The organism is Variovorax sp. WS11 (assembly GCF_010499245.1).
In the GTDB taxonomy this organism is placed as follows: Bacteria; Pseudomonadota; Gammaproteobacteria; order Burkholderiales; family Burkholderiaceae_C; genus Variovorax.
Genome location: NZ_JAAGOW010000001.1, coordinates 3,281,157 through 3,305,136, shown reverse-complemented (window position 1 = coordinate 3,305,136; position 23,980 = coordinate 3,281,157). Strand labels below are relative to the sequence as shown.

Here is a 23,980-nt window from a genome sequence, read left to right as displayed (position 1 = left end):
GAATCGAGAACTTTACAAGAGCGCGCCCGCGGGAGCCACGGCGAGCTTGAACGCGTCGTCCAGCGCGCGATCCGTTCGAACGTCGCAACCGCGCGACGCTTGCAAATGAAATACATCGTTACTTTTTAACGGAAGTACTCATTTGACAGGCGTTTGAGAACTAAGTCCTACAAAAGCTTGTAGTCCGTCGCCTACATTTCAGCCATCGCTGAATACCAACCGCCTACAAAAAGGACGCCAACATGAAAAAGCTTCTTCTGGTCACAGCCCTCGCCGCCATCGCCCCGCTGGCGGCCCAGGCCGAATCGAACTTCGTCACCGGTACCGGCGCCCTGTCGGCCAGCGCGAAGCTCGATTTCGTCATCACCATCCCCAAGGTGCTGTTCCTGCAGGTCGGTACGGGTACGAGCAACGCCAACAACACCACGGTGAACGACATCACCTTCGCCGTGCCGGCAGGCAACGTCGGCAACGGCACGGCGGTGGCAGGCACCGGCGGCGACCTGGCCGGCGGCGGCGTCACGGTGCGCGTGCTCGGCAACAGCGGCACCGTCTCCCTGGGCAACACGGTCACCGGCCCGCTGAGCAGCGGCACCGCCGGCAACCCCACCGTGCCATGGAGCGACATCGTGGTGACGGCCGGCGCCCTGGCGACGGCCACCACCGGGTTCACCAATGCCGCCATTGTCCACCCGGCCTTCAACACCGCGGCCGCCGGCGGCGCCTCGGCGACGCCCACCACCCTGGCGGCCTCCGGCGGGCTGGTTCGCCGGGAAGGCAGCTGGACCTTCGCGTATGCCAATACGGCAACGCTGCCGGCTGGCACCTACGGCAACACGGTGGCCAACAACGGGACCGTGACCTACACCGCCACCGCACCCTGATCCTGATGCGCCCCCTGGGTCTCGCGCTGGTGCTGGGCGTCGCCGGCCTGCCCGCGGCGCACGGCTACACGGTCGGCATCACCGCCGGCACGCGGGCGCTGTTCCTGCAGGTGGGCGCGGGGACGATGACGGGCGGCAACTTCAGCAACAACGCGACGCCGGGCAACAACAGCACCGTCAACACGGCTTCGGTCACAGTGCCCAGCGCGCAGCTCGGCTCCGGCACCGCGCAGGCCATGACCACCAACAGCACCGTGACGGCCAGCCCCTGGGACGGCTTCGCGTTCTGCACGACGCCGGCCACCACCGGGCAGGTGTACGTGGGCGGCTTCTACCGGGTGCCGGGCAGTTCCGGCGCCGCCGCCACGCTGAGCGTAAGCACGCCGGCCAGCCTGACCAACGCCAACGGCGACACTCTCGCGTTCAGCAGCATCGCCTGGACTTCCTCCGGCAACAGCGACACCACGCCGACCATCCCGAGCGGCGCCTTCACCGGCGGCGCGCAGACCCTGCTCTCGGTCACGCGCAACACCTGGTTCGAGAGCTGCCTGGCCTTCCGCTACCTCAACACCCAACTGGTTCCCGCCGGCACCTTCACCGGACGCGCGACCTTCACGCTCACCACGCCATGAAGGCGCGCCGTCTTTCCCGCGCCGTGGCCATCGCGCTGATCGCGCTCGCAATTGCGGCCCCGGCCGCCGCCGCGACCTACCGCGTCGACGACACCGGCACCTACCTGAGCCAGCCGACGACACCGATGCGCTGGCGCCAGCTGGTGCCGGGCCGCGCCGGGGACCACACGGTCGAAGGCCGGGTCAACGTGGCACTGCGGCTCAACCTCTCGCCCTGGCTCAACCGCCCGGCGCGCCTCTACATGGGCTTGGCGCCGACCGAGGGCGAACAGATGGTCGCCACCTGGCGCACCCAGGGCCGGCTGCTGCCCGGCTCGGTGCGCGGCGGCGGCCGCACCCTGGTGTTCGAGGGCGTGGTGCGCGAACCCTTCCTGCAGGAAAGCATCGTGCTCGACCTGATGGCCGACGGCCGGACCGTGGAGCGCGCGCAATCCCTGCAATTCTTCTTCGAGATCGAGGTCACGCCTTGACGCGCCTTGCCGAGTTCCTGCGCCGCCGCCGCGCCGCCTTCCGCCTCGCCACCCTCCTCGCTGCCTCGGCGGCGGCCGTCCTTCCGGCCCAGGCCCAGTTCTCGCTGGCGGTCTCGCCGCCGCGCTTCGAACTCTCCGCCAAGCCCGCCGAGCGGGTGCGCGAGGTGCTCGAGCTGACGCACAGCGATGTGCGCGCCGGCGCCTACAAGCTCAAGACCGCTGACTGGACGCTGCGCCCGGATGGCTCGGTCGACTTCAGCGACGAGCTGCTGCCCGGCAGCTGCCGGCCCTGGGTGGCGATCGAACGGCGCGAGCTCAGCATCACGCCCGGGCGCCCCTACCGCTTCCGCTTCGAGGTCGCGCCACCGGCCGACACGCCGGCGGTGGAATGCCGCTTCGCCGTGATGATCGAAGGCCAGCAGCCGGCGGCCGCGCCGGGCATGCCGATCGCGCTGGGTGCGCGCATCGGCGTCATCGTGTACGTGGCCGTGGGGGACGTGGCGCCGGTGCTGGAACTGGCCGGCACCGCCGTCAAGACCATCGACGGCCGTCCCACGCCCGTGCTCAAGGTCCGCAACACCGGCAACGCGCACGGCCGGCTGGCCGGCTTCCTCGGCGGCAAGGACGCCGACGGCACCGCGCTGGAAGTGCAGGCCGCCACCACGCCCATCATGGCGGGCGAGACGCGCGAGATCGCGCTGGTGGCGACGAAGCCCGGCGACACCGAGACCGCCGTCGCGATCCGCTACCCCCTCAGCGTCAGCGGCAAGCTGGAGTGGGGCCGCAAGGGATCGATGGCCGTCGAGCAGCGATTCGCTCCGTGAGACGAGGGTTCGCGCGTCACGCCCTCGGACTGTGCTGGGCGGGTTCCACCCTGGCCGGCGCGGGCGCGTGGGCGCAAGCCGCGCCGCCTGCCGCGGCGCCGGCGGCCGCCGAGTACGTCGACCGCTTGCTCGACGAGAGCCCACAAGCCGCGGAGGCCGACGAGCCGGTCGCGCGCGACAGCGGTTGGCCGCGCGGCTGGAGCGTGGAGGGCCAATCGACCCGGCAGAGCGGCGTGGTGCGCCAGACCAGCCAGTCGCTGCTGTTCTCCGGGCACCTGGACACGCCCGATTACGGCACCTTCTCGGCCAACCTCAACCTGAACCGCGACAGCGCCCCGGTCACCGGCCTCGGCCTCATCGGCAGCACCGGCACGCCCACCACGGTGGTGCCCTACAGCTACAGCACCGGCAGCACCTGGCGCATCGACCAGCGCGGCATGCCCTTCAACGGCGGCTGGTTCGGCAACAACAGCGCGGGCAACATCAACATGGCGAGCACGCCGCTGGCGCGCGGCGTCGGCCGGGTCTACCTGCCCAGCCTGCCGATCGAGGGCGTGGCCGCCACGCTGGAGCAGCCGGGCCGCACCAGCGTCAATGCCTCGGCCGGGCGGCTGGGCTACTTCGACGGCCTCAACTTCCAGGGCTTCACGACCGGGCGCGGCACCGCCGCCGGCATGGGCGCGCAGACGCAGCTGGCCGGCCCTGAGGGCGCGCTGGCGCCGAACCGGGTGGACGCGGCGGTGCAGATGGTCGAGACGCGCGACTTCAACCTCAACGGCGTGCCCGGCTATGCACAGAACACGCGCTCGGTCTGGACCGCCGTGGCCTGGCAGGGCCTGGCGCCCTGGGCCGACACACTGGGCAGCGGCTTCGGCGGCCTGGCCGACAAGGTGGGCGGCATGCGCATCCAGGCCAACCTGGCACGCAGCGAGGGCCGGCCCTCGGAGGCCGGGTCGCTGGCACCGCGCGATTCGGCCACCGGCGCCTGGGTCGACGCCGCCTGGCGCAGCGAGCTGATGCAGCAGGCCGCCTCGGTGTTCTATTTCGAGCCCTCGCTGCGCTGGGGCGGCGACACGCTGCCGAACGACCTGCGCGGCGCTTCGTGGCGCGGCGACATCTCGACGCGCCAGTGGCAGCTGGGCACCAACATCGAGTTCAGCGACAGCGTCAGCGGGCTGCGGCGCAGCTCGGTCTTCGGCAACCTCTTCGGCCGCTGGCGCTTCGACTCGCGCGACGCGATCTCCGGCACCCTCGCCGCGCGCAGCGGCAGCTTCGCCGCGCAGTCGGCGCAGCTCACCTGGGAGCACAAGTCCGACTGGGGCTACACGCAGTGGCGCACCGACCTCGCCCACGGCACCGACCTGCGCGTGCTGCGCAGCGGGGTCGACCATGCCTGGAGCGTGGGCGAGACGCAGTCGCTGTCGACCTCGCTGGCCCTGGAGCACTCGCGCGAGCAAGGGGTCGAGCGGCGCACGGTGTACTGGGGCGTGCTCGGCACCACGCCGCTGCCCGCCGGCGCCCGCCTGGACCTGAGCGTGCGCGGCAGCAACGGCACAGGCGACAACAGCGCGCGCTTCCTGAGCGCCAACGCGCGCCTGAGCTGGCCGCTGGGGCTGGGCTGGTCCTTCATCGCCCAGTACACCGCGGCGCGCGGGCAGGAGTCGCTCAACCCGGCGGTGGTCTCGGCGCTCACCGCGGCCACGCAGGCGCCGGTGCTGGTCACGCCCTCGAACCGCAGCTTCATGGTGGCGCTGCGCTACGAGAGCCGCAGCGGCCTGGCCAGCGCGCCCATCGGCGGCATGCCGGGCAGCGGCGCGGGCCGGCTCGAGGGCCATTTGTTCTTCGACCAGGACTACAACGGCCGGCGCGAAGCCAGCGAGGGCGGCGTGGCCAACGTGACGGTGGTGTTGGATCGCCGCTACGTCGCGCGCACCGACGCCCAGGGTTTCTACAGCTTCCCGTCGGTGGCGGCGGGCGGCCATGAGATCGAGCTGATCCAGGACAACCTGCCCCTGCCCTGGACCAGCGCCGGCGCGCCCTCGCGGCGGGTCGAGGTCTACGTGCGCGACACCGCCCGGGCCGATTTCCCCGTTCAGAAGGACCGCTGAGGCCCAGGCCACGGCGCGGCTTTTCTCAAAAGTCGCCCTTTTGGCCGATTGCGGACGGCGCCTTCCTCGTATTTACTTTCGGATACATCGCCGGCTCGACCGGGAACGGGCTTCAACATTTCCCTCTTGCTGCCGATATCCGGAAGTCGGGCGTCAAAGGGGCGCACGGCGATCTTCATTTGCCGGGTGCCGTATGTCCGCCAGCGTGTTTTCCAGGGGTGTCTGCATGAAAAGCGCCCTGTCCGCGATGCTCCTGCTGCCGCTGGCCTGCATGGCGGAAACGCGGGTGGGCGCCAACAGCGCGACGGCCCGGCTGAACTTCACGGTCATCGTGCCACCGGTGTTCCGGGTGCTGCAGGTCACGCCCATGGCGGGCGGCTACGAGTACCGCGTCTGGACCAACCAGCGCTCGGTGGTGCTGAACGGCCGCGAGTTCCGCTTCAGCCAGGTCGGCGAGAGCACGCTGAAAGTGCCCGCGGCGCCCTCGGCGCTCTACGTGGTGCACGGGCTCTAGCGAGCGCCGCTCAGTGGGTGTTGCCCGAGGGCGGCATCGGCGCCGTGGTCTGCCCCGGCAGTTCGGTGCCGCTCGCATGCGAGGCGGCGACCGCGCCCGCATAGACATCGGTGTCGGACACCTTGGAGGTCATCGCCGGCGCGCTGGTCGACTGGCCGATGGACTCGGTGCCGGCCGGGCGCGCAGCCGCCATGGCGCCGGCCTGCACGTCGGGGTTGACCGGCGAATTCATCATGAGCGGGTGGTAGTCGGAGCCGTCGGTGGTCTCCTGCGCCTGGGCGCCGAGCGCGGCGAACGCGATGGCGGCGAAGAGCGGCAGGAAGCGGGTGGATGCAGGCATGGTTGTCTCCGCGACAAAGGGCGGGATCTCGCCGCAGACGCGACATGCGCCACGGCAGAAGCCGCTCGCGCCACTCTAGGAAGCCCGACTTAGGGCAGCCTGACCTCAGCGCCGCGCGAAGGCGGCGATCTCTCGGAGTCGTGCCATGCATGCCATGCGTCCCCTGCCCGGCACGCCGCCGATGCCGGCGCAGCCGCTTGGGGTTGCGCCACCATGGCGCCGCTGACGAAACCCGCGGCCAGCGCGACGGTTGCCGCGCCGAGCATGCGGCGGTGGGCGGCGCCGGGTCCGGCGCCGCCGATGGTGCTTCGATCCCAAGCCGCTTGCGACATCTGCGTTCCTCCTCAATCGGCCACAGGCCACCAGGCCATCGCGGCAAGCGGCGGCGCGTTCATGTCGACCGGCTCGCCGATGCGCGGCGTCACCACCGGCACCTCGCGCGCCGAGGCCAGCGCGGCGATGCGCGTCAGCGGGTCGTGCCAGTCGTGCATCGCCAGGTCGAAGGTGCCGTTGTGTACCGGCATCAGGCGCTTGCCGCGCAGGTCCAGGTGGGCCTGCAGCGTTTCCTCGGGCTGCATGTGCACGCCGGACCACTGGCGGTCGTAGGCGCCGCACTCGATCATCGTGAGGTCGAAGGGCCCGTACTTCTCGCCGATGGCCTTGAAGCCGTCGAAGTAGCCGGTGTCGCCGCTGAAGAAGAGCTTGAAGTCGTCCGCCTGGACCACCCACGAGGCCCACAGCGTGGGGTTGTCGCTGAACAGGCCGCGGCCCGAGAAATGCTGCGCCGGCGTGGCGACGAAGCGAACGCCCTCCACCGTGGTGGACTGCCACCAGTCCAACTGCCGCACCTTGGCCGGGTCCACGCCCCATTCGACCAGCAGGTCGCCCACGCCCAGCGGCGCCACGAAATGCCCGACCCGGCCGGCCAGTTGGGCGATCGCGGCCTTGGCGAGGTGGTCGTAGTGGTCGTGCGAGAGCAGCACGCCCTGGATCGGCGGCAGCTCGTCGATCGCGATCGGCGGCGCGTGAAAGCGCTTCGGCCCGGCCCATTGCACCGGCGAGGCGCGCTCGGAGAACACCGGGTCGGTCAGCCAGAAGGCCCCCTTGAGCTTCATCAGCACCGTCGAGTGGCCGAGGCGCACCACGGTCCGGTCGGGCGCGGCCAGCAGTTGCTCGCGCGTGAGGCGGGCCACCGGCAGCGGCGCGGCGGGCGTGGCCTCGGCCGGCTTGTCGGACAGCATGCGCCAGACGACGCGGGGCGCCTCGCGCCAGCCGACCGTCTTCGGCGTCACGGGATTGCGGAAGCCGCCGTCGCGGAACTGCGGCGAATCGGCATGGCGGGCGGCATTGCCGCAGGCGCTCAGTCCAAGCGTGGTCATGGTGGCGATGAGGGTGAGGAGCAGCGCGGCCGCAGCACGGGGCGCGCGGGGAAAACGGGACGAAGGCACGGGCGGCTTGCCGGCCCGGCGGGGTTTGGACCCGCGCCGGGCCGGCGGCGGATCAGAGCCGGCTGCCGCCGTTGGCGTTGGAGGTGCGCACATCCATGGGATGCGGCATCGTCGAGATGACCTTGCTGTTCACGCGCGAGCCGGAGGACACGTTCTGGTCCGGCGCCGCGGCCGCGCGCATGGCTTCCTGCGCCACGGCCTTCGAATCGGCGACCGCCTTGAAGGGCTCCGCGCCGCGCGAGCCGCGCACCACGTTCTGGTTGGGGGCAGAGGCGGTACGGACGGCTTCCGCATCCACGTCGGTGCGGCTCAGGGCCGCGGCGTGCGTGAGCACGCCGTCGTAGTTTTCGGCCTGGGCGGCCACCGAGGCCAGGCCCGCGAGGGCGCTCAGGGTGGTGATGGCGAGGAACTTCAGGGAGGCTTGCATGGCGGTGAACTCCGGGTGACTGGCAGGTCTCGCGCCGGGTGCGACATGCGTCTCGGCTGACCTGGGATGCACTCTAGGCAGCCACACTGAGCCGATCGTTAGGGAAAACTTAGCCGAGTCTTAGCCCCTCGGAGGGCGCCTCGAATTCAGGCGCGGGCGACAGTCAGCAGGCCGTCGATGGCGTGGACAACGCCGCGTCGCGCCTCGGGCGTGGGCGCGCCTTCGACCAGCAGCTGGCGGATCAGGCCCAGCGTGTTGAGCAGCTCCGCCTCCATGTCCGTCAGCAGCGGGATCACCTCGTACTTGGGGTAGTGGCCACGCGCGCCCAGCGGGCGGCCGGGGCCGGAGAGATCCACGTCGTAGCCTTCGTAAATTGCTTCGGTTTGGGTCTTCATGGTCTTGGTTTGCCGAAATCCGCCGGGGGCGGAGATTGCCAACGATTCAGCTCAGCTGCATCAGCTCCGAGAGCCGGCGGCCGACCGCCTGCATCCGCGAGCGCTTTTCGCCGGCGCGGCGCTCGGCCAGCTGCTCCAGCGCCATCGCCACGGACTCCGCGCCCTGGTCGCCCTCCTCCAGGCGGCGGCGCCACTTCTGCGCGAGCGCCGACAGCTGCTCGCTGTCGAGGCGCTTCGGCGGCAGATCCAGCGCGGGCTGCTGGGCCCGCGCTCGCCGTCCGCCCGGGGGCGGCAGCGTGGCGCGCAGCAGGCGGAGGAGGCCGTTGGACGACCACTGGGCTTGGGGGTCGGAGTGATGTTGCATGTAATACATTGTGCCTAGTTAAACACAAAGTAACAAGTAAACTTCTTCACTTTTTTACTACTTTCGCCTGCGCCCCCACGGCAGGCTCGTTTTGCACCTTCATCAGGCCGGCAGGTAGACCCGGGCGATCAGCCCGGTGCCGCCCTCCTCCTGCTCGCTGCGGTTGCTGAGCGCGATGCGCAGGCCGTGGCGCAAGGCCGCGGTGCGCGCGATCGCCAGGCCCAGGCCGCTGCCGCCGGCCGAGGTGCCGGGCACGCGGAAGAAGCGGTCGAAGACGCGCGTCATGAACTCCGGCGGGATGCCCGGCCCGTTGTCGACCACGTCCACCACCGGCTGGCCCTGCACCTCGTGCAGGCGCACGTCGACCACGCCGCCCTCGGGCGCGTGGCGCAGGGCGTTGTCGATCAGGTTGTCGAACACGCTGCGCAGCTCGGCCGCGGGGGCGCTGACCACCGGCGTCACCGTGCCGTCGAAGCCGACGTCGATGTGGCGCCGGTCCGCCACCACCATCAGCTGGCCCAGGCTCTCGCGCAGCAGCGCGGCCACGTCGACCGGCTCGGCGCTCGCCGCCGGCGCGGCGCTCTCCTGGCGCGACAGGCGCAGCAGCTGCTCGATCAGGTGCTGGGCGCGGGTGACGCCGGCCTCGAGCTGCGCGAAGCGCTCGGCGGCATCGCCGGGCGGGACATGCGCACGCAGGTTCTCCAGCTGCAGCCCGATGGCGGCGACCGGCGTGCGCAACTCGTGCGCCGCGTCCTGCACGAAGCGGCGCTGTGCGGCGAAGGCGTCGCGCAGGCGCGCCAGCAGGCTGTTGAAGGAGCTCACCAGCGGCGCGATCTCGTCCGGCACGCGCGTCAGCGAGAGCTCCGAGAGGCTGCGCTCGTCCTGCGCCGCCACCTCGCGCGCCACCGCGTGCAGCGAGTAGGAGCTGAGCCACACCACCAGCCACAGCACCGCCAGCGAGACCGGCAGCAGGAGCGCGATCGGCAGCGCCGCGAACAGGGCGCGGTGGGCGACCTCGTGGCGCATGAAGCTGCCGCTCTGCGCGATCTGCACGCGCGGCTGGTTGGCGCGCGGGCCGGCCTCGGCGGTGTAGACGCGCCAGTCCTCGTCGCTGCCGGCGCCGGTGCGCACGTTGCGCAGGCCAGGTTCGGCCTGCAAGGGCACCGCGAGCTTGGGCCAGGAACTGGCCAGCAGCCGGCCGTCGGGGCTCCAGATCTGGACGATGAAGGAACCCCACTTGAAGACGCTCTGGTCCGCCAGCGGCAGCAGTGCCGGCGTGCTGTCGTTGGCCGCGTAAGAGTTGGCCAGGAGCTGCATCTGGTCGTCCATGAAGGTGTGGACCATGCGCCCGTAGCTCATATAGGAGGCCCAGCCCGTGACGCCGGCCGCGATCAGGTGCAGCGAGACCAGCCACAGCAGCAGCTTGGCCCGCAGCGAGCAGGGCATGTACCAGGGGCGCGGATTCATCTTCTTCATGCTGCCGCCGCCACCCGCCATCCGAGCCCGCGCACGTTGCGAATCGCATCGGGCCCGAGCTTGCGCCGCATGCCGTGGATCAGCACGTCCACAGCGTTGCTGGTGACCTCCTCGCCCCAGCCGTAGATGCGGTTCTCCAGCTGCTCGCGCGACAGGATGGCGCCGGGCCGCTCCAGCAGCGCGTGCAGCAGCGCGAACTCGCGCGCCGTGAGGGCCTCGCGCGTGCCGTTGCGCAGCACTTCGCGCGTGGTCAGGTCCAGCTGCAGGCCCGCGCCGCCGATCACCGAGTGCGCAGCGCCGTCGCGGCGGCGGATCACGGCGCGCATGCGCGCCAGCAGCTCGCGGAATTCGAAGGGCTTGAGCAGATAGTCGTCGGCGCCGAGGTCCAGGCCCTGGATGCGGTCCTCCAGGCCGTCGCGCGCGGTGAGCACCACCACGGGCGTGGTGTCGCCGCGCTCGCGCGCCCGGCGCAGCACCTCGGTGCCGTCCTGCTTGGGCAGGCCGAGGTCGAGCAGCACGCAGGTGTAGCCGCCGTCGGCGAAGGCGCTCTGCGCCAGCGCGCCGTCGCGCACCCAGTCGACCGACCAGCCGGCGCCTTCGAGCGCATGCCGCAGGCTGCTCCCGATCATCTCGTCGTCTTCCACCAGCAGCGTGCGCACGGCGCCTCCTTTTTCGCGAAGCAATGAAGGCTACACGCGGATTCTTAGCGTGTCATGAGGCCCGATGATCCGCTAGAAGCGCTCGTGCGGCCCCAGATAGCGCCACAGCCCCACGGGCAGGTGCCCCAGCACCACGCGCCCGATGCGGATGCGCTTCAAGCCCACCACCTTGAGCCCGACCTGCTCGCACATGCGGCGGATCTGGCGCTTCTTGCCCTCGGTCAGCACGAAGCGCAGCTGCTCGGGGTTCTGCCAGTCGACCAGCGCCGGCTTGAGCGGCTGGCCGTCCAGGCTCAGGCCATGGCGCAGGCGCTGCAGCTGCTCGCGCGGGAAGGTGGCCTGCGGGTTCTGCGCCACCTCGCCGTAGCTCACGCGCACCAGGTATTCCTTCTCCATGCCCGAGTCCTCGCCGATCAGCTGGCGCGCGACGCGGCCGTCCTGCGTGAGCACCAGGAGGCCCACCGAGTCGATGTCCAGCCGGCCGGCCGGCGCCAGGCCGCGCAGCTGGGGCGGCGAGAAGCGCAGGCGGCTCGGGTCCTCGCGCCAGTGCGTGCGCGGGTTGATCAGCACCACGGCCGGCTCATGACCGTCCTCGGCCTGCCCGCTGACATAGCCCATGGGCTTGTGCAGCAGGATGGTGACCTGTTGCTGCTGGTGGTCCTGTGCCTTGCGATCGACCTCGATGCGGTCGGCAGGGCCGACCTTGAGCCCCATCTCCGCGACGCGGCCGTTGACCTTGACCCAGCCGTGCGCAATCCAGGCGTCGGCCTCGCGGCGCGAGCACATGCCGAGCTCGGCCATGCGCTTGTTGAGTCGGGTCGGTTCGGGGCTGTCGGACATGGGGCGGAGGCTGGGCAGGCGGCGCGCCATTGTCCGCCATTCGACAGAGCCGCTGCCGAAGGCACAGGCCGGATGGCACATCGCATTTCGACCCGCCGGCGACCATACTGGGACGACCCCCGTTCGCCACCCTTCATCGGAGACACACCATGCCACGCTATGTCATCGAACGCACGCTCCCGGGCGCCGGAAAGCTGTCGGAGCGCGACCTCAAGGCCCTGTCCATCAAGTCCAACGGCGTCCTGCACGAACTCGGGCCGGAGATCAACTGGGTCGAGAGCTTCGTCACCGACGACAAGATCTACTGCGTCTATGTCGCGCCCAATGACGAGATGATCCGCGAGCACGCGAAGCGCGGCGGCTTCCCGGCCGACAGCGTGGCACAGGTGCGCGCCATCATCAGCCCGACGACGGCGGAGTGAGCCGGGGCCTCAGGGCACCAGCCGGTAGCCCACCGCGGTCTCGGTCAGCAGGTGCCGCGGCTGCGCCGGATCGGCTTCCAGCTTCTGGCGCAGGTGCCCCATGTAGATGCGCAGGTAGTGGCTCTGCTCGGCATGCGAGGGGCCCCACACCTCGCGCAGCAGCTGGCGCTGCGTGAGCACGCGGCCGGCATTGGCGACCAGCACCGAAAGCAGCCGGTACTCGGTGGGCGTCAGGTGCACCTCGGTGCCGGCGCGCCGCACCAGGCGGGCCAGGCGATCGACCTCGACCTCGCCGAAGCGGAACACCGGCTCGGCCTCCTCGCCGCCGTTGGCGGTGCGCGGCCGGCGCAGGTTGGCGCGCACGCGGGCCAGCAGCTCGCCGGTGCCGAAGGGCTTGGTGAGGTAGTCGTCGGCGCCGGCGTCGAGCGCCGCGATCTTGTCGGCCTCGTCGGTGCGCGCCGAGAGCACGATGATGGGCACGCCCGACCAGCCCCTCACGTCGCGGATCAGCGCCACGCCATCGCCGTCGGGCAGGCCCAGGTCCAGCACCACCAGGTCGGGTTGTCGCGTGCCGGCCGCCGCCAGCCCGTCGCGCAGCGTCCCGGCCTCGTGCACCAGCCAGCCCTCGGCCTCCAGCGCACCGCGCACGAAGCGCCGGATCTGGGGCTCGTCTTCGATCACGATGGCGGTGGGGCTGGGCATGGCTCAGGGAATCAGGAACGGGAACGAATTTTCACACCGTCTCCTCGGCGGACGGGGCCTCCCGCCGAGGCAGCGTCACCGTGAACTCGGCCCCGCCGTCCACCGCATTGGCGGCCGCGATCTCGCCGCCGTGCGCGCCGACCACCGCCTTGCAGATCGCCAGCCCCAGGCCCACGCCGGGCGTGGCCGACTCGGCCTGGCCGCGCGTGAACTTGTCGAACAGGGTCTGCTCGCGGCCCTTGAGCGCCGCCGGCAGCCCGGGCCCGTGGTCGCGCACGCCGAGGAGCAGCGAGCGCTCGGTGGTGCGCGCACTGACCACGACCGGCGCGGCGCCGTACTTGCCGGCGTTCTCCAGCAGGTTGACCAGCACGCGCTCGATCAGCACGGCATCGAACTCGACCAGCGGCAGATCGGGCGGCAGCTCGGTCCGTACCATCATCTCGCCGAGCGCGGGCCTCGCCGCGCGGATCGCCGCGCCCACCACCTCCTCGACCGACTGCCATTCGCGCCGCAGCTGGACCGCGCCGCCGGCGATGCCGCTTTCGAGCCGCGCCATGTCCAGCAGGTTGTTGACCAGCGCGTGCAGCTGGTGCGCCTGCACGACGATGGCGCGTGCCACTGCCGGCCGGTCGACCCCGCCCACGCCGGGCGGCGCCTGCAGCGATTCGGCCAGCGCGATCAGCGCCGTCAGCGGCGTGCGCACGTCGTGGGAGATCGCGCCCAGCAAGGCGTTGCGCAGGCGCTCCGACTCCATCTCGACCACCGCCTGCTGCGCCACGTCGACGTAGTGCACCCGCTCCAGCGCGATCGCGATCTGCCGCGCCAGCGTGTCGAGCTGCTGCGCCTGCTCCGGGATCATCAGCCAGCGCGGCTGGGCCGGCTCCAGCGCGAGCACGCCGCGCACGCGCATCGGCGCCTTCAGCGGCACGTAGTGCCAGGGCTGCGCCGCCAGCGTGGCGGTGGCCAGGCCGGCCGGCTGGCCCTGGCGGAAGGTCCAGTCTGCGACGCTGGGATCGAAACCGGGCGGCGGCTCGGCGGGGGTCGCCAGCCGGTCGTTCGCATCGGTCACCAGCACCAGCGCGCGCCCGCCGAAATGGCCCTGCACCGCGTCCGCGCCCAGCTGCACAACCTGCGAGGTCTCGAGCGCCGCCGAGAGCTCGCGAGTGAGCTCGAACAACGACTGCGCGCGCCGCTCGCGGCTGGTCGAGACGCCGGCGGCGAAACGCAGCCCCGCGGTGAGCTGGCCGACCAGCAGGCCCACGCCCAGCATCACCGCGAAAGTCACCAGATACTGCACGTCGCTGACCGCGAAGGACAGGCGCGGCGAGACGAAGAAGAAGTCGAAGGCCGCGACGTTGAGCAGCGCCGCGAAGGCGGCCGGCCCGCGGCCGAAGCGCATCGCCACGCCGACCACGCCGAGCAGGAACAGCATCACGATGTTGGCGAGCTCCAGCCTGCCCGCCAGCGGCGTGGCCAGCAGCGTGACGGCGACGCAGCTGGCCGCGGCCCAAGCATAGCCGGGCCAGCGCGCGTGCGGGCGGTCGCTGTCCTCGACGTCGGAGGTGCCGCGCCGGCCCGGCCGCGGCGGGGCCAGGCGGCGCGAGCTGTCGGCGCGCGCCGCCTCGACGATGTCGATGCCCTCTGCATGGCGCGCGAGCTCGCGTGCCAGCACCCGCTGCGGCCACCCCCTTCGCCAGCCCTGCGCCGGCTCCGGCCGCCCCACCACCAGCGTCGCGCAGTTCAGGCGCTGGGCCTGGGCCGCGAGCGCCTCGGCCACGTTCTCGCCGGTCAGCACCGCGGTCTCGGCGCCCAGCTCTTCCGCGAGCTGGAGCATCGCCAGGATGCGGTCGCGCTGCGGCGCCTCCAGCCGTTGCAGGCGCGGTGTCTCGACGTAGGCCGCATGCCAGCGGACGTTGAGCTGGCCCGCCAGCCGCGCCGCGGTGCGCACCGTCTGGCCCGCGCCTTCGTGCGGGCCCACGCAGGCGAGGATCGCGCCGGAGGTGTTCCAGGCCGGCGGCCCCGCCTCGCCCCCGCGCCCGGACTGCTCGATGCGCCAGCCGCGCACGTCGTCTTCCACGTGCTCGGCGGTGCGCCGCAGCGCGATCTCGCGCAGCGCGATGAGGTTGCCCTTGCGGAAGAAGTTCTGCGCCGCGCGTTCGGCCTGCTGCGGCAGGTAGACCTTGCCGGCCGCGAGCCGCGCGGTGAGCTCGTCGGGCGTGACGTCGACCAGCACCACCTCGTCGGCTTCGTCGAGCACGGTGTCGGGCACGGTCTCGTGCACGCGCACGCCGGTGATGGCGCCCACCGTGCCGTTGAGGCTCTCCAGGTGCTGGACATTGAGCGCCGACCAGACCTCGATGCCCGCGGCCAGCAGCTCCTGCACGTCCTGCCAGCGCTTGGCATGGCGCGAGCCGGGCGCGTTGGAATGCGCGAGCTCGTCGACCAGCAGCACCACGGGCTTGCGCGCCAGCGCGCCATCGAGATCGAACTCGGCCAGCGTGCGGCTGCGGTAGGGCACTTGGCGCAGCGCCAGCGTCTCCAGTCCCGCCAGCAGTGCCGCGGTCTCGCTGCGGCCATGCGTCTCGACCACCCCGATGACCACGTCTCGCCCACCCGCGCGCTCGCGCTGCGCGGCGCTCAGCATGGCCCAGGTCTTGCCGACGCCCGCGCTCGCGCCGAAGTAGATGCGCAGCTTGCCGCGCTGGGCCTGCGCTTCCTGCGCGCGCAGTTCGGCCAGCAGCGCATCGGGGTCGGGGCGGGCGGCGTCGTTCATGAAGGCGGGCACGTCGCAGGTTATCGCACCCTCGTCACCGCAACGCGTCATCCAGCGCCAGGTTGAGCGCCAGCACGTTCACCCTCGGCTCGCCGATGACGCCGAGCCACCGGCCTTCGGTGTGATCGTCGATCAGTTGCTCGACACGGTCGAGCGGCAGCTTGTGCAGCCGCGCCACGCGCGCCGCCTGGTAGCGCGCCGCGGCCGGGCTGATGTGCGGATCCAGCCCGCTGGCCGAGGCCGTGACCAGGTCCACCGGCACCGGCTGCGCGTTGCCCGGATCGGCCGCGCGCAGCGCCTCGACGCGGCTCTTGACCGCATCGGCCAGCGCCGGGTTCAGCGGCCCCTGGTTGGAGCCGCTGGAGGCGCCCGCGTTGTAGGGCATGGGCGCGGTGGCCGAGGGGCGGCCCCAGAAGTGCGCCGGATCGCTGAAGTTCTGGCCGATCAGCGAAGAGCCCACCGGCTTGCCGCCGCGCAGCACCAGGCTGCCCTCGGCCTGCGCCGGGAACAGCGCCTGCGCGGCGCCGGTCACGGCCAGCGGATAGAGAAGCCCGGTCAGCGCGCTGAGCAGCACGAAGATCACGAGCGTGGGACGAAGAATCTTGAACATGGGGATGGCTTTCCTCAGACCAGATGGATGGCGACCAGCAGCCAGTCGATGAGCTTGATGCCGATGAAGGGAACGACCAGGCCGCCCAGCCCGTAGATCGCCAAATTGCGGCGCAGCAGCGCGGCGGCGCCCACCGGCCGGTAACGCACGCCCTTCAGCGCGAGCGGGATCAGGAACACGATGACCAGCGCGTTGAAGATCACCGCCGACAGGATGGCCGACGACGGGCTGGCCAGCCGCATCACGTTGAGCGCCGCAAGCTGCGGATAGGTCGAGACGAAGATCGCCGGGATGATGGCGAAGTACTTCGCCACGTCGTTGGCGATCGAGAAGGTGGTGAGCGAGCCGCGCGTCATCAGGAGCGCCTTGCCGGTCTCCACCACCTCCAGCAGCTTGGTCGGGTTGGAGTCGAGGTCGACCATGTTGCCGGCCTCCTTGGCCGCCTGCGTGCCCGTGCCCATGGCCACGGCCACGTCGGCCTGCGCCAGCGCGGGTGCGTCGTTGGTGCCGTCGCCGGTCATCGCGACCAGGCGGCCTTCGGACTGGTACTTGCGAATCAGCGCCAGCTTGTCCTCGGGCGTGGCCTCGGCCAGGAAGTCGTCGACGCCGGCCTCGGCTGCGATGGCGGCGGCCGTGAGCTTGTTGTCGCCGGTGATCATCACCGTGCGGATGCCCATGCGGCGCAGTTCGGCGAAGCGTTCGCGGATGTCGGTCTTGACGATGTCCTTGAGCTCGACGATGCCCAGCACGCGCTTGCCCTCGGCCACCGCCAGCGGCGTGCTGCCGCGGCGTGCAACCTCGTCGGCGGCGCGCAGGACCTCGGGCGGCATCGTGCCGCCGAGCACCTCCACGTGGCGGCGCACGGCGTCGACCGCGCCCTTGCGCAGCGGAACGTGGTCGGCGTCGAGGCTGTTGGGTGCGGGCGGCAGGTCCACGCCGCTCATGCGCGTCTGTGCGGTGAAGGGCACGAAGCGCGTGCCCTCGGCCCCTGTTTCGTCGACGCCACCACGGTGCGCCAGTTCGACGATGCTGCGGCCCTCGGGCGTCTCATCGGCCAGCGAGGCGAGCAGCGCGGCGCGTGCCAGCCGCTGCTGCATCACGCCCGGTGCCAGCAGGAAGGCGCTGGCCTGGCGATTGCCGAGCGTGATGGTGCCGGTCTTGTCGAGCAGCAGCACATCGACGTCGCCCGCCGCTTCCACCGCGCGGCCCGAGGTCGCGATCACGTTGGCCTGCATCATGCGGCTCATGCCGGCCACGCCCACGGCCGACAGCAGGCCGCCGATGGTGGTCGGGATCAGGCACACCAGGAGCGCGACCAGCGCCGTCAGCGGCACCACCGTGCCCGCGTGCATCGCGCCCACGCTGAAGATGGAGTACGGGAGCAGCGTGACCGTGACCATCAGGAACACCAGCGTCAGCGCGACCAGCAGGATGGTCAGCGCGATCTCGTTGGGCGTCTTCTGGCGCTTGGCAGCCTCGACCATGCCGATCATGCGGTCGAGGAAGGACTCGCCCGGGTTGACCGTGATGCGCACCACCAGCCAGTCGGACAGCACGCGCGTGCCGCCCGTCACGGCCGAGAAGTCGCCGCCCGACTCGCGCACCACAGGCGCCGATTCGCCGGTGATGGCGCTCTCGTCGACCGAGGCCACGCCTTCGATCACCTCGCCGTCCAGCGGGATCACGTCGTGGGCCTCGACCAGCACCACGTCGCCGCGGCGCAGCTCGGGTGCCTGCAACGGCAGCCACTTGCCGCCGTGGTACGGCTCGACCATCTTCTTGGCCCAGGTGTCCTTGCGCAGGCCGCGCAGCGAGGCCGCTTGCGCCTTGCTGCGGCCTTCGGCGAGGGCTTCGGCGAAATTGGCGAAGAGCACGGTGAACCACAGCCAGATCGAGATCGCCAGCACGAAGGCCGGCGCCATGCCGGTGTCGCCCGGGAAGCTCAGCGCATGCACCCACAAGAGCGTCGTGAGGAGGCTGCCGATGTAGACGATGAACATCACCGGGTTGCGCCACTGCACGCGCGGGTCCAGCTTGGCGACGGCGGCCCACAAGGCGGGGCGCACCAGCTCGGCGTCGAAGAGGCCGAGGTGCTTTTTCTTCCTGGCCTGGACCTTGGCTTCGGCCGCAACCACGGCCTGGACGGGCTCGCCCAGGGGGATCGAGGAGGGATTCTTTTTCATGGTCTGCGGTCTCATTTCCACAGCATCAGGTGTTCGACGGCCGGGCCCAGGGCGAGTGCCGGAACGTAGTTGAGAAGGCCCACCAGCAGCACGGTGCCGATCAGCAGCGTCACGAACAGCGGGCCGTGCGTGGGCATGGTGCCGGCCGTGACCGGCAGGCGCTTCTTGGCGGCCAGCGAGCCCGCGATGGCGAGCACCGGCACAATCACGCCGAAGCGGCCGAACCACATCGCAACGGCCAGCATCGCGTTGTAGAAAGGCGTGTTGGCCGACAGGCCGGCAAAGGCGCTGCCGTTGTTGTTGCCGGCCGAGGTGAAGGCATAGAGGATCTCGGAGAAGCCATGGGCACCGGGGTTCGCGATGCCCGCCTTGCCGGGATCGGCGATGACGGCGACGGCGGTTCCGGCCAGCACGAGGATCGGCGTGACCAGGATCGCGATCGAGCTCAGCTTCATCTCGCGGATCTCGATCTTCTTGCCCAGGTACTCGGGCGTGCGGCCGATCATCAGGCCGGCGATGAACACCGCCAGCACCGCGAAGATCAGCATGCCGTAGAGGCCCGTGCCGACGCCGCCGAACACCACCTCGCCGAGCTGCATCAGCACCAGCGGCACCATGCCGCCCAGCGGGGTGAAGGAGTCGTGCATCGCGATCACCGCGCCGCAGGAGGCGGCGGTGGTGATGGCCGCGAAGAGCGCGGAGGCGTCGATGCCGAAGCGCACCTCCTTGCCTTCCATGTTGCCGCCGGCCTGCAGCGCGCTGGCCGCCTGGTCGACGCCGAGCGGCGGCAGGAGCGGGTTGCCGGCGTGCTCGGCCGGGATCACCGCGATCACGGCCAGCACGAACAGCACCGTCATCGCCGCGAGGATGGCCCAGCCCTGGCGCGGGTCGCCGACCACGCGGCCGAAGGCGAAGCACAGCGCGGCCGGGATCAGGAAGATCGCGATCATTTGCACGAAGTTCGCGAGCGCCGTCGGGTTCTCGTAGGGGTGCGCCGAGTTGGCGTTGAAGAAGCCGCCGCCGTTGGTGCCCAGCATCTTGATCGCCTCCTGCGAGGCGACCGGGCCCATGGCCAGGGTCTGGGTGGTGGTGCTCGCGGCCTCGGTCACCGCGTTGCCGGCCGCGTCCTTCAGCGGCTGGCCGGCGGCATCGAGCTTGGGGTTCTGGTAGGCGGTGGCTTCCAGCGTCGTCACCGTCTTGTAGGTGTCGAAGTTCTGGATCACGCCCTGGCCCACGAATACCATGGCGATCACGAACGAGATCGGCAGCAGCAGCCAGGCGGTGATGCGGGTCACGTCCGTCCAGAAGTTGCCGACGAAGCCTCTGCCGTCGGTGTTGCGCGCTGCGAAGCCGCGCGCCAGCGCGAAGGCGACCGCGATGCCGGTGGCGGCGGAGAGAAAGTTCTGCACCGTGAGCCCCAGCATCTGCGTGAGATAGCTCATGGTCGACTCGCCGGCATAGCCCTGCCAGTTGGTGTTGGAGACGAAGCTCACGGCCGTGTTGAAGGCCGAGTCGGGCGACACCGCGCCGATACCGACCGGGTTCAGCGGCAACAAGTGCTGCAGGCGCTGCAGGCCGTAGACGGCGAGTGCGCCGACGGCATTGAAGGCCAGCAGCGACAGCGCATAGCCGCGCCAGTGCATGGCACGCTCGGCGTCCACGCCGGCGAGCTTGTAGAGCGGCGCTTCGGCGCGCTGCATCCAGGCGGGCAGCCGGCCTTCGCACAGCGCCGCCAGCCAGCGGCCCAGCGGCCAGGCGAGCAGGCCCAGCACCACGAGGAACACGCCCAGGAGAGTCCAGGCGGAGGCATCCATTTCAGAATTCCTCGGCGCAGATCAGCGCGAACACCAAGTAGGCGAAGAGGATCACGGCCAGCAGGCCGGCGAATCCATAGAGCACATCGAGGCTGATCATTGAGCCTCTCCCTTGGGCGCGTCGAGCTTGCCGAGGCCGATGACCGCCTCCGCCATGACGACCCAGAACACCGCGATGGCGGCGATCCAAACGAAATCCATCTTTCAACTCCTGCATGCGAAGCACGTGCAGGCAGTCTCGTGAGACGCACGTAAAGATGGGGAACAGAGTCGGCAGGCGGCCGTAAAGAAAGCGTAAAAACGACGCCCGTGCCGTGCGCATTTGCACACTCGCCGCGCCTTTGTGGCACGGCGCGTGCCGCTTTGTGAATTCCTTGCTAGCCGTTCGTCCTGAGCCTGCGTACAACCGGCGCATGGACTGAAAGACGAGGATTCACATGGAAACGGAAGCCATCGCACTCATCGTGGACGAACCGATTGCCGGCCACTTCTACTGGGTGCTGCAGAAGCAGGACGGCAACGACTGCCGCCCCATCGACGCCGCCGAGGGGCCGATGCCCACCTACGGCGCGGCCATGATGGCCGGCATTGCGGCGCTGCAGCGGCGCAACGATGCGCGAGGCAGCGGCGGCGCGCGGACTGTGCACTGAGGCAGCGGGCGCGCTGAGACGCGCCCTTCCATCGCCCCTCGGCAAGGGCGGCATCTCGAATCGCGTACCCTTCGTTGCGCCCGATCCGGCACACTGCCGGCCAGCGTGCGCAGTCCTCAGGCTGCGCCTGAAACGAAGAGACACCCCATGATCCGAAAGCTGCTGACCTCCGCCGTCCTCGCACTGGCCTTCGCCGCCGTGCAGGCCCAGCCCTATCCCGCCAAGCCCGTGCGCCTGATCGTGCCCTTCCCGCCCGGCGGCGGCACCGACATCCTGTCGCGGCTGGTGGCCACCAAGCTGACGGAGGTCAGCAAGTGGACCGTGGTGCCCGACAACCGCGCGGGCGCCGGCGGCACCATCGGCATCGCGGAAGCGGTGCGCGCCGCGCCCACCGGCTACGACATCGTGATGGGCCAGAAGGACAACATGGTCGTCGCGCCCTGGCTCTACAAGAACCTCAGCTACGAGCCGACCAAGGACCTCGCGGCGGTGGCCCATGTGGCCTACACGCCGGTGGTGATCGTCACGCGCACCGAGTCGAAGTTCAAGACGCTGAAGGATGTGGTCGATGCCGCCCGCGCCGCGCCCGACACCATCACCTACGGCTCGCCCGGCAACGGCACCACCATCCACCTGGCCGGCGAGATCTTCAAGAGCGCGGCCAACATCAAGATGCGCCACGTGCCCTACAAGGGCTCGAACCCCGCGATGATGGACGTGCTGGCCGGCAACGTGGACCTGATGGTGTCCTCGCTGCCCTCGGCGATGGGGCAGATCAAGTCCGGCAAGCTGCGCGCGCTGGCCGTGACCTCGGCCAAGCGCAGCAGCTCGCTGCCCGAGGTGCCCATCGTGGCCGAGCTGGGCTACAAGGACTTCGACGTCAGCACCTGGTACGGCCTCTTCGCGCCCGCTGGGACGCCGAAGGAGATCGTCACCACGCTGAACGCCGAGGTGAACAAGCTGCTGGCCACGCCCGAGATGAAGGCCGCGATCATCGCCCAGGGCGCCGAGCCGCAAGGCATGACGCCCGAGCAGTTCGGCACGCTGCTGAAGACCGACTACCTGAAGTGGCGCGACATCGTGAAGGCCTCAGGCGCAACCATCGAATAGCCCATCAGGGCTCGCGCACATCGGCCACCGGCTTGCTGCCGAAGTCCGCACGCTCCAGATAGGCCAGCACCTTCGCCGCTGCCTCGTCAGGCGACCAGAGCTGGCCCTGCGCCTTGAGCCGTTCGAAGCGCGCGCGGTCCGGGAACAGGGCGGCATCGCTTTCGCGCAGCTGGACCTGCATGTCGGTGTCGATCACGCCGGGCGCGAGCGAGACGATCTTCGCGCCGCCGCCCAGCGCCTCTTCCTCCAGCGCCACCGCGCGCGAGAAATGATCCATGCCCGCCTTGGCCGCGCAGTACGGCGCCTGGCTGGCCATGGCGTTGCGGCCCAGGCCCGAGGAAATGTTGAGCACCTTGCGCTCGCCGCGCCAGCCGCGGGTGGCGCCGAGGAAGGCGGAGCTCAGCAGCAGCGGCGCCTCCAGGCCCACGCGCAAGGCCTGCGACAGCTCAGCCGCCACCGCCTGCGACAGGGGCCCGATGCGGCCGACGGCGCCGGCGTTGTTAATCAGCGCGACGCCGTCGAAGGACTGCCCGTCCAGGCCCTGCAGCCAAGCCGCGAGCCGGGCCGCCGCCGGCACCGGGTCGGTGAGGTCCTGCTGCCATTGCTCGAGCTCGGCGCCTGCTTCGCGTGCGCGCGCGGCGAGCTGCTCGTCGGCCCGGCGCGCGATGCACAGCAGGCGATGGCCCGGCTGCGCCAGCAGTTGCTCGGCCATGGCGCGGCCCAGGCCGCGCGAGGCGCCGGTGATGATGGTGAGTTGGCGTGAATTCATGGCGGTTCTCGTGAAATGCGTCATCGACGGCGACATGCCGTGTGGCTCGCATGCTATCGGCGGATTGACGAAGCGCGAGGCGGCTTCTTACATTCAGCCGATGCCCATCCAGTACGAGCCTGCCAGCGACGCGCGCCATTTTGCCGAGAGCTTCGGCCTGGCCGGCCCTGCGCAGCCCTCGGTGGTGCGGCCGGGTGGGCAGGGCGTCTTCATCCGCCGGCCGCGGGGCGACCGCGAGGGCAGCGCCATCACCGCGCGCTTCGAGGCGGCCGAGGGCCGCTGGGGCCTGGTCCCCCTGTTCGCCAAGGAGCGCGACTACCCCCACACCTTCGAGGCCCGTGGCGAAACGGCCGCGAGCGAACGCAACTTCTACCAGCCCTGGAAGCGCGGCCACCGCTGCGTGGTGCTGGCCGATGCGCTGTACCGCCGCGGCGACAGCGAAGATCAGGTGGTGCGCGTCACCCGCGCCGATGGCCAGCCGCTGGCGATGGCCGGCCTGTGGAACGGCTGGCGGGCCCCGGACGGCGAGTGCGTCGAGAGCTTCGCGCTGCTGACGCTGCCGGCCGTGGAGCAACCCTCGCAGCGCCGCGTGGTGTTCCTGCGCGAGGCCTGGATCGACGACTGGCTGCATTGCCCGGTCGAGGAGACGGCCGCCTACCTGCGCCCCTACGCGCTCGACAAGCTGGTGCGCCGCGCGATCATCCGCGACTCCGGCATTCCCCTGCCGGAAAGGGCGCCCGAGGCGTGATCGCCTGATCACTCCCTGCCCGCCACCCCGCCCGCACGCAAGGCCGCGAGGTCGAGCACGCGCAGCCCGCCGTACTCGACGCGGATCGCACCCTCGGCCTGCAAGGTGCGCAGCGCCTCGTTGACGCGCTGGCGCGAGAGCCCGATCAGGTAGGCCAGCTCCTGCTGCGTGATGCGCAGCAGTTCGCCCACGCCGGGGAAGAGCACCGGATTGAAGAGCGCCGCCAGGTTGCGCGCGACGCGCGCATCGGGGTCGTTGAGCCGATCGGCCTCGCGCGCGGCGATGAACTGGCCGAGGCGCTCGTTGAGCTGGTTCATGACGAAGCGGTTGAAGCCGATCGAGTGGTCCAGCAGCCAGTGGAAATCGTCCACCGGCAGGCCCGCCACCACGCTGCGCCGCAGCGCCTGGATGTTGTAGCGATAGGGCTCGCGCTTGAGCGCCGTGCCCTCGCCGAACCAGCCGCCCGGCGGCAGGCCGCTGTAGGTCATGGAGGTGCCGTCGGCGTTGTCGTTGCTCATCTTGAGCAGGCCCTCGACCACGCCGAACCAGAAGGTGGGCGAGCGGCCGATGCGGCACACCAGGTCGCCGGGTTCGGCGTCGCCCACCACCACCGCGGCCTCCGCGCGGCGGCGTTCGGCGGGCGTCAGCGTGTGAAGCCAGGGAATGTTCTGCAGCTCCTCGGCGGTGGCCGGCCGCACGCGCTCGCGCAGGGAAGAAGTGCCGCTGGAATTGCCGTGGCTCATCGGGAAACTCCGGGGAGTACTGTCCCTAGGATTGTCGTTGAAACGACAAGTTGGCGACAAGCGGGGTTCTACAGT

General features: G+C 70.7%; 26 protein-coding genes. 10 read left to right on the top strand and 16 right to left on the bottom strand.

Annotated elements, in window-relative coordinates; all coding sequences use genetic code 11:
- Window positions 1-242 precede the first annotated feature (242 nt).
- The 6 genes from GXN78_RS16400 to GXN78_RS16375 all read left to right on the top strand — a co-directional run bounded on the left by GXN78_RS16400 (window position 243) and on the right by GXN78_RS16375 (window position 5,432).
- A complete protein-coding gene (locus GXN78_RS16400; protein WP_106559013.1) occupies window positions 243-884 on the top strand; it encodes a hypothetical protein in 642 nt (213 codons plus the stop codon).
- A 5-nt stretch (window positions 885-889) separates the two neighbouring features.
- Window positions 890-1,516, top strand: coding sequence for a hypothetical protein (locus GXN78_RS16395; RefSeq protein WP_106559012.1), 627 nt, complete (start codon window positions 890-892; stop codon window positions 1,514-1,516).
- Window positions 1,513-1,986 (top strand): hypothetical protein, encoded by a 474-nt coding sequence (locus GXN78_RS16390; protein WP_106559011.1) that lies wholly within the window; start codon window positions 1,513-1,515, stop codon window positions 1,984-1,986. The genes GXN78_RS16395 and GXN78_RS16390 overlap by 4 nt, the downstream gene beginning before the upstream one ends.
- Window positions 1,983-2,810 carry a hypothetical protein gene (locus tag GXN78_RS16385; RefSeq protein WP_106559010.1) on the top strand — a complete coding sequence of 276 codons (828 nt, stop codon included), beginning with the start codon at window positions 1,983-1,985 and terminating at the stop codon, window positions 2,808-2,810. Before GXN78_RS16390 ends, GXN78_RS16385 begins: the two co-directional genes overlap by 4 nt.
- Window positions 2,807-4,918 (top strand): hypothetical protein, encoded by a 2,112-nt coding sequence (locus tag GXN78_RS16380; RefSeq protein WP_106559009.1) that lies wholly within the window; start codon window positions 2,807-2,809, stop codon window positions 4,916-4,918. The genes GXN78_RS16385 and GXN78_RS16380 overlap by 4 nt, the downstream gene beginning before the upstream one ends.
- Before the next feature lie 226 nt (window positions 4,919-5,144).
- The gene (locus GXN78_RS16375) at window positions 5,145-5,432 is read left to right on the top strand and encodes a hypothetical protein (protein WP_146163115.1); all 288 of its coding nucleotides are present in this window, start codon (window positions 5,145-5,147) and stop codon (window positions 5,430-5,432) included.
- Window positions 5,433-5,442: 10 nt separating this feature from the next.
- On the opposite strand, the gene GXN78_RS16370 is transcribed toward GXN78_RS16375, so the two are convergent.
- From GXN78_RS16370 to GXN78_RS16335, 8 genes are all read right to left on the bottom strand, one after another.
- A complete protein-coding gene (locus GXN78_RS16370; RefSeq protein WP_106559007.1) occupies window positions 5,443-5,772 on the bottom strand; it encodes a hypothetical protein in 330 nt (109 codons plus the stop codon).
- Window positions 5,773-6,116: 344 nt separating this feature from the next.
- Complete coding sequence (locus tag GXN78_RS16365; RefSeq protein WP_106559035.1) at window positions 6,117-7,151, bottom strand: MBL fold metallo-hydrolase; 1,035 nt, start codon at window positions 7,149-7,151, stop codon at window positions 6,117-6,119.
- Window positions 7,152-7,272: 121 nt separating this feature from the next.
- Complete coding sequence (locus GXN78_RS16360) at window positions 7,273-7,647, bottom strand: DUF4148 domain-containing protein (RefSeq protein WP_106559005.1); 375 nt, start codon at window positions 7,645-7,647, stop codon at window positions 7,273-7,275.
- A gap of 146 nt (window positions 7,648-7,793) precedes the next feature.
- Window positions 7,794-8,042: a hypothetical protein gene (locus tag GXN78_RS16355; protein WP_106559004.1), complete on the bottom strand. Its 249-nt coding sequence runs from the start codon at window positions 8,040-8,042 to the stop codon at window positions 7,794-7,796.
- A gap of 46 nt (window positions 8,043-8,088) precedes the next feature.
- On the bottom strand, window positions 8,089-8,406 hold the full coding sequence (locus GXN78_RS16350) for a hypothetical protein (RefSeq protein ID WP_146163114.1): 318 nt from the start codon (window positions 8,404-8,406) through the stop codon (window positions 8,089-8,091).
- A 102-nt stretch (window positions 8,407-8,508) separates the two neighbouring features.
- Window positions 8,509-9,882: an ATP-binding protein gene (locus GXN78_RS16345; RefSeq protein WP_239142735.1), complete on the bottom strand. Its 1,374-nt coding sequence runs from the start codon at window positions 9,880-9,882 to the stop codon at window positions 8,509-8,511.
- A complete protein-coding gene (locus GXN78_RS16340) occupies window positions 9,879-10,541 on the bottom strand; it encodes a response regulator transcription factor (protein WP_106559002.1) in 663 nt (220 codons plus the stop codon). The genes GXN78_RS16345 and GXN78_RS16340 overlap by 4 nt, the downstream gene beginning before the upstream one ends.
- Window positions 10,542-10,613: 72 nt before the next feature.
- Complete coding sequence (locus tag GXN78_RS16335) at window positions 10,614-11,381, bottom strand: pseudouridine synthase (RefSeq protein ID WP_106559033.1); 768 nt, start codon at window positions 11,379-11,381, stop codon at window positions 10,614-10,616.
- Window positions 11,382-11,530: 149 nt separating this feature from the next.
- Between GXN78_RS16335 and GXN78_RS16330 the strand changes: the two genes are divergently transcribed.
- A complete protein-coding gene (locus tag GXN78_RS16330; protein WP_106559001.1) occupies window positions 11,531-11,803 on the top strand; it encodes a DUF4242 domain-containing protein in 273 nt (90 codons plus the stop codon).
- Between the two features lie 9 nt (window positions 11,804-11,812).
- Here GXN78_RS16330 and kdpE read toward each other — a convergent pair whose 3' ends face one another.
- The 6 genes from kdpE to kdpF are packed head-to-tail and all read right to left on the bottom strand — an operon-like array spanning window position 11,813 to window position 19,985.
- Entirely contained in the window at window positions 11,813-12,505 is a 693-nt protein-coding gene (gene kdpE, locus GXN78_RS16325; RefSeq protein WP_106559000.1) for a two-component system response regulator KdpE, read from the bottom strand.
- Window positions 12,506-12,536: 31 nt separating this feature from the next.
- Window positions 12,537-15,278, bottom strand: a complete 2,742-nt coding sequence (locus GXN78_RS16320) for a DUF4118 domain-containing protein (RefSeq protein ID WP_106559032.1) — start codon at window positions 15,276-15,278, stop codon at window positions 12,537-12,539.
- A gap of 34 nt (window positions 15,279-15,312) precedes the next feature.
- Window positions 15,313-15,888, bottom strand: a complete 576-nt coding sequence (gene kdpC, locus GXN78_RS16315) for a potassium-transporting ATPase subunit KdpC (RefSeq protein ID WP_106558999.1) — start codon at window positions 15,886-15,888, stop codon at window positions 15,313-15,315.
- Window positions 15,889-15,902: 14 nt separating this feature from the next.
- Window positions 15,903-18,071 carry a potassium-transporting ATPase subunit KdpB gene (kdpB, locus tag GXN78_RS16310; RefSeq protein WP_106558998.1) on the bottom strand — a complete coding sequence of 723 codons (2,169 nt, stop codon included), beginning with the start codon at window positions 18,069-18,071 and terminating at the stop codon, window positions 15,903-15,905.
- A gap of 11 nt (window positions 18,072-18,082) precedes the next feature.
- Window positions 18,083-19,885 (bottom strand): potassium-transporting ATPase subunit KdpA, encoded by a 1,803-nt coding sequence (kdpA, locus tag GXN78_RS16305; RefSeq protein WP_106558997.1) that lies wholly within the window; start codon window positions 19,883-19,885, stop codon window positions 18,083-18,085.
- 1 nt (window position 19,886) lies between these two features.
- The gene (gene kdpF, locus GXN78_RS16300; protein WP_106558996.1) at window positions 19,887-19,985 is read right to left on the bottom strand and encodes a K(+)-transporting ATPase subunit F; all 99 of its coding nucleotides are present in this window, start codon (window positions 19,983-19,985) and stop codon (window positions 19,887-19,889) included.
- Window positions 19,986-20,322: 337 nt separating this feature from the next.
- Between kdpF and GXN78_RS16295 the strand changes: the two genes are divergently transcribed.
- Together GXN78_RS16295 and GXN78_RS16290 are read left to right on the top strand one after the other, a co-directional pair.
- On the top strand, window positions 20,323-20,535 hold the full coding sequence (locus GXN78_RS16295; RefSeq protein WP_106558995.1) for a hypothetical protein: 213 nt from the start codon (window positions 20,323-20,325) through the stop codon (window positions 20,533-20,535).
- A 147-nt stretch (window positions 20,536-20,682) separates the two neighbouring features.
- The gene (locus tag GXN78_RS16290; RefSeq protein WP_106558994.1) at window positions 20,683-21,645 is read left to right on the top strand and encodes a tripartite tricarboxylate transporter substrate binding protein; all 963 of its coding nucleotides are present in this window, start codon (window positions 20,683-20,685) and stop codon (window positions 21,643-21,645) included.
- A gap of 4 nt (window positions 21,646-21,649) precedes the next feature.
- Here GXN78_RS16290 and GXN78_RS16285 read toward each other — a convergent pair whose 3' ends face one another.
- Window positions 21,650-22,414 (bottom strand): SDR family NAD(P)-dependent oxidoreductase, encoded by a 765-nt coding sequence (locus GXN78_RS16285; RefSeq protein ID WP_106558993.1) that lies wholly within the window; start codon window positions 22,412-22,414, stop codon window positions 21,650-21,652.
- Between GXN78_RS16285 and GXN78_RS16280 the strand changes: the two genes are divergently transcribed.
- Window positions 22,413-23,162, top strand: coding sequence for an SOS response-associated peptidase family protein (locus GXN78_RS16280; RefSeq protein ID WP_164255494.1), 750 nt, complete (start codon window positions 22,413-22,415; stop codon window positions 23,160-23,162). The two genes, GXN78_RS16285 and GXN78_RS16280, sit on opposite strands and share 2 nt — an antisense overlap.
- An 8-nt stretch (window positions 23,163-23,170) precedes the next feature.
- On the opposite strand, the gene GXN78_RS16275 is transcribed toward GXN78_RS16280, so the two are convergent.
- Entirely contained in the window at window positions 23,171-23,905 is a 735-nt protein-coding gene (locus GXN78_RS16275; protein WP_106558991.1) for a Crp/Fnr family transcriptional regulator, read from the bottom strand.
- Window positions 23,906-23,980: the final 75 nt, after the last annotated feature.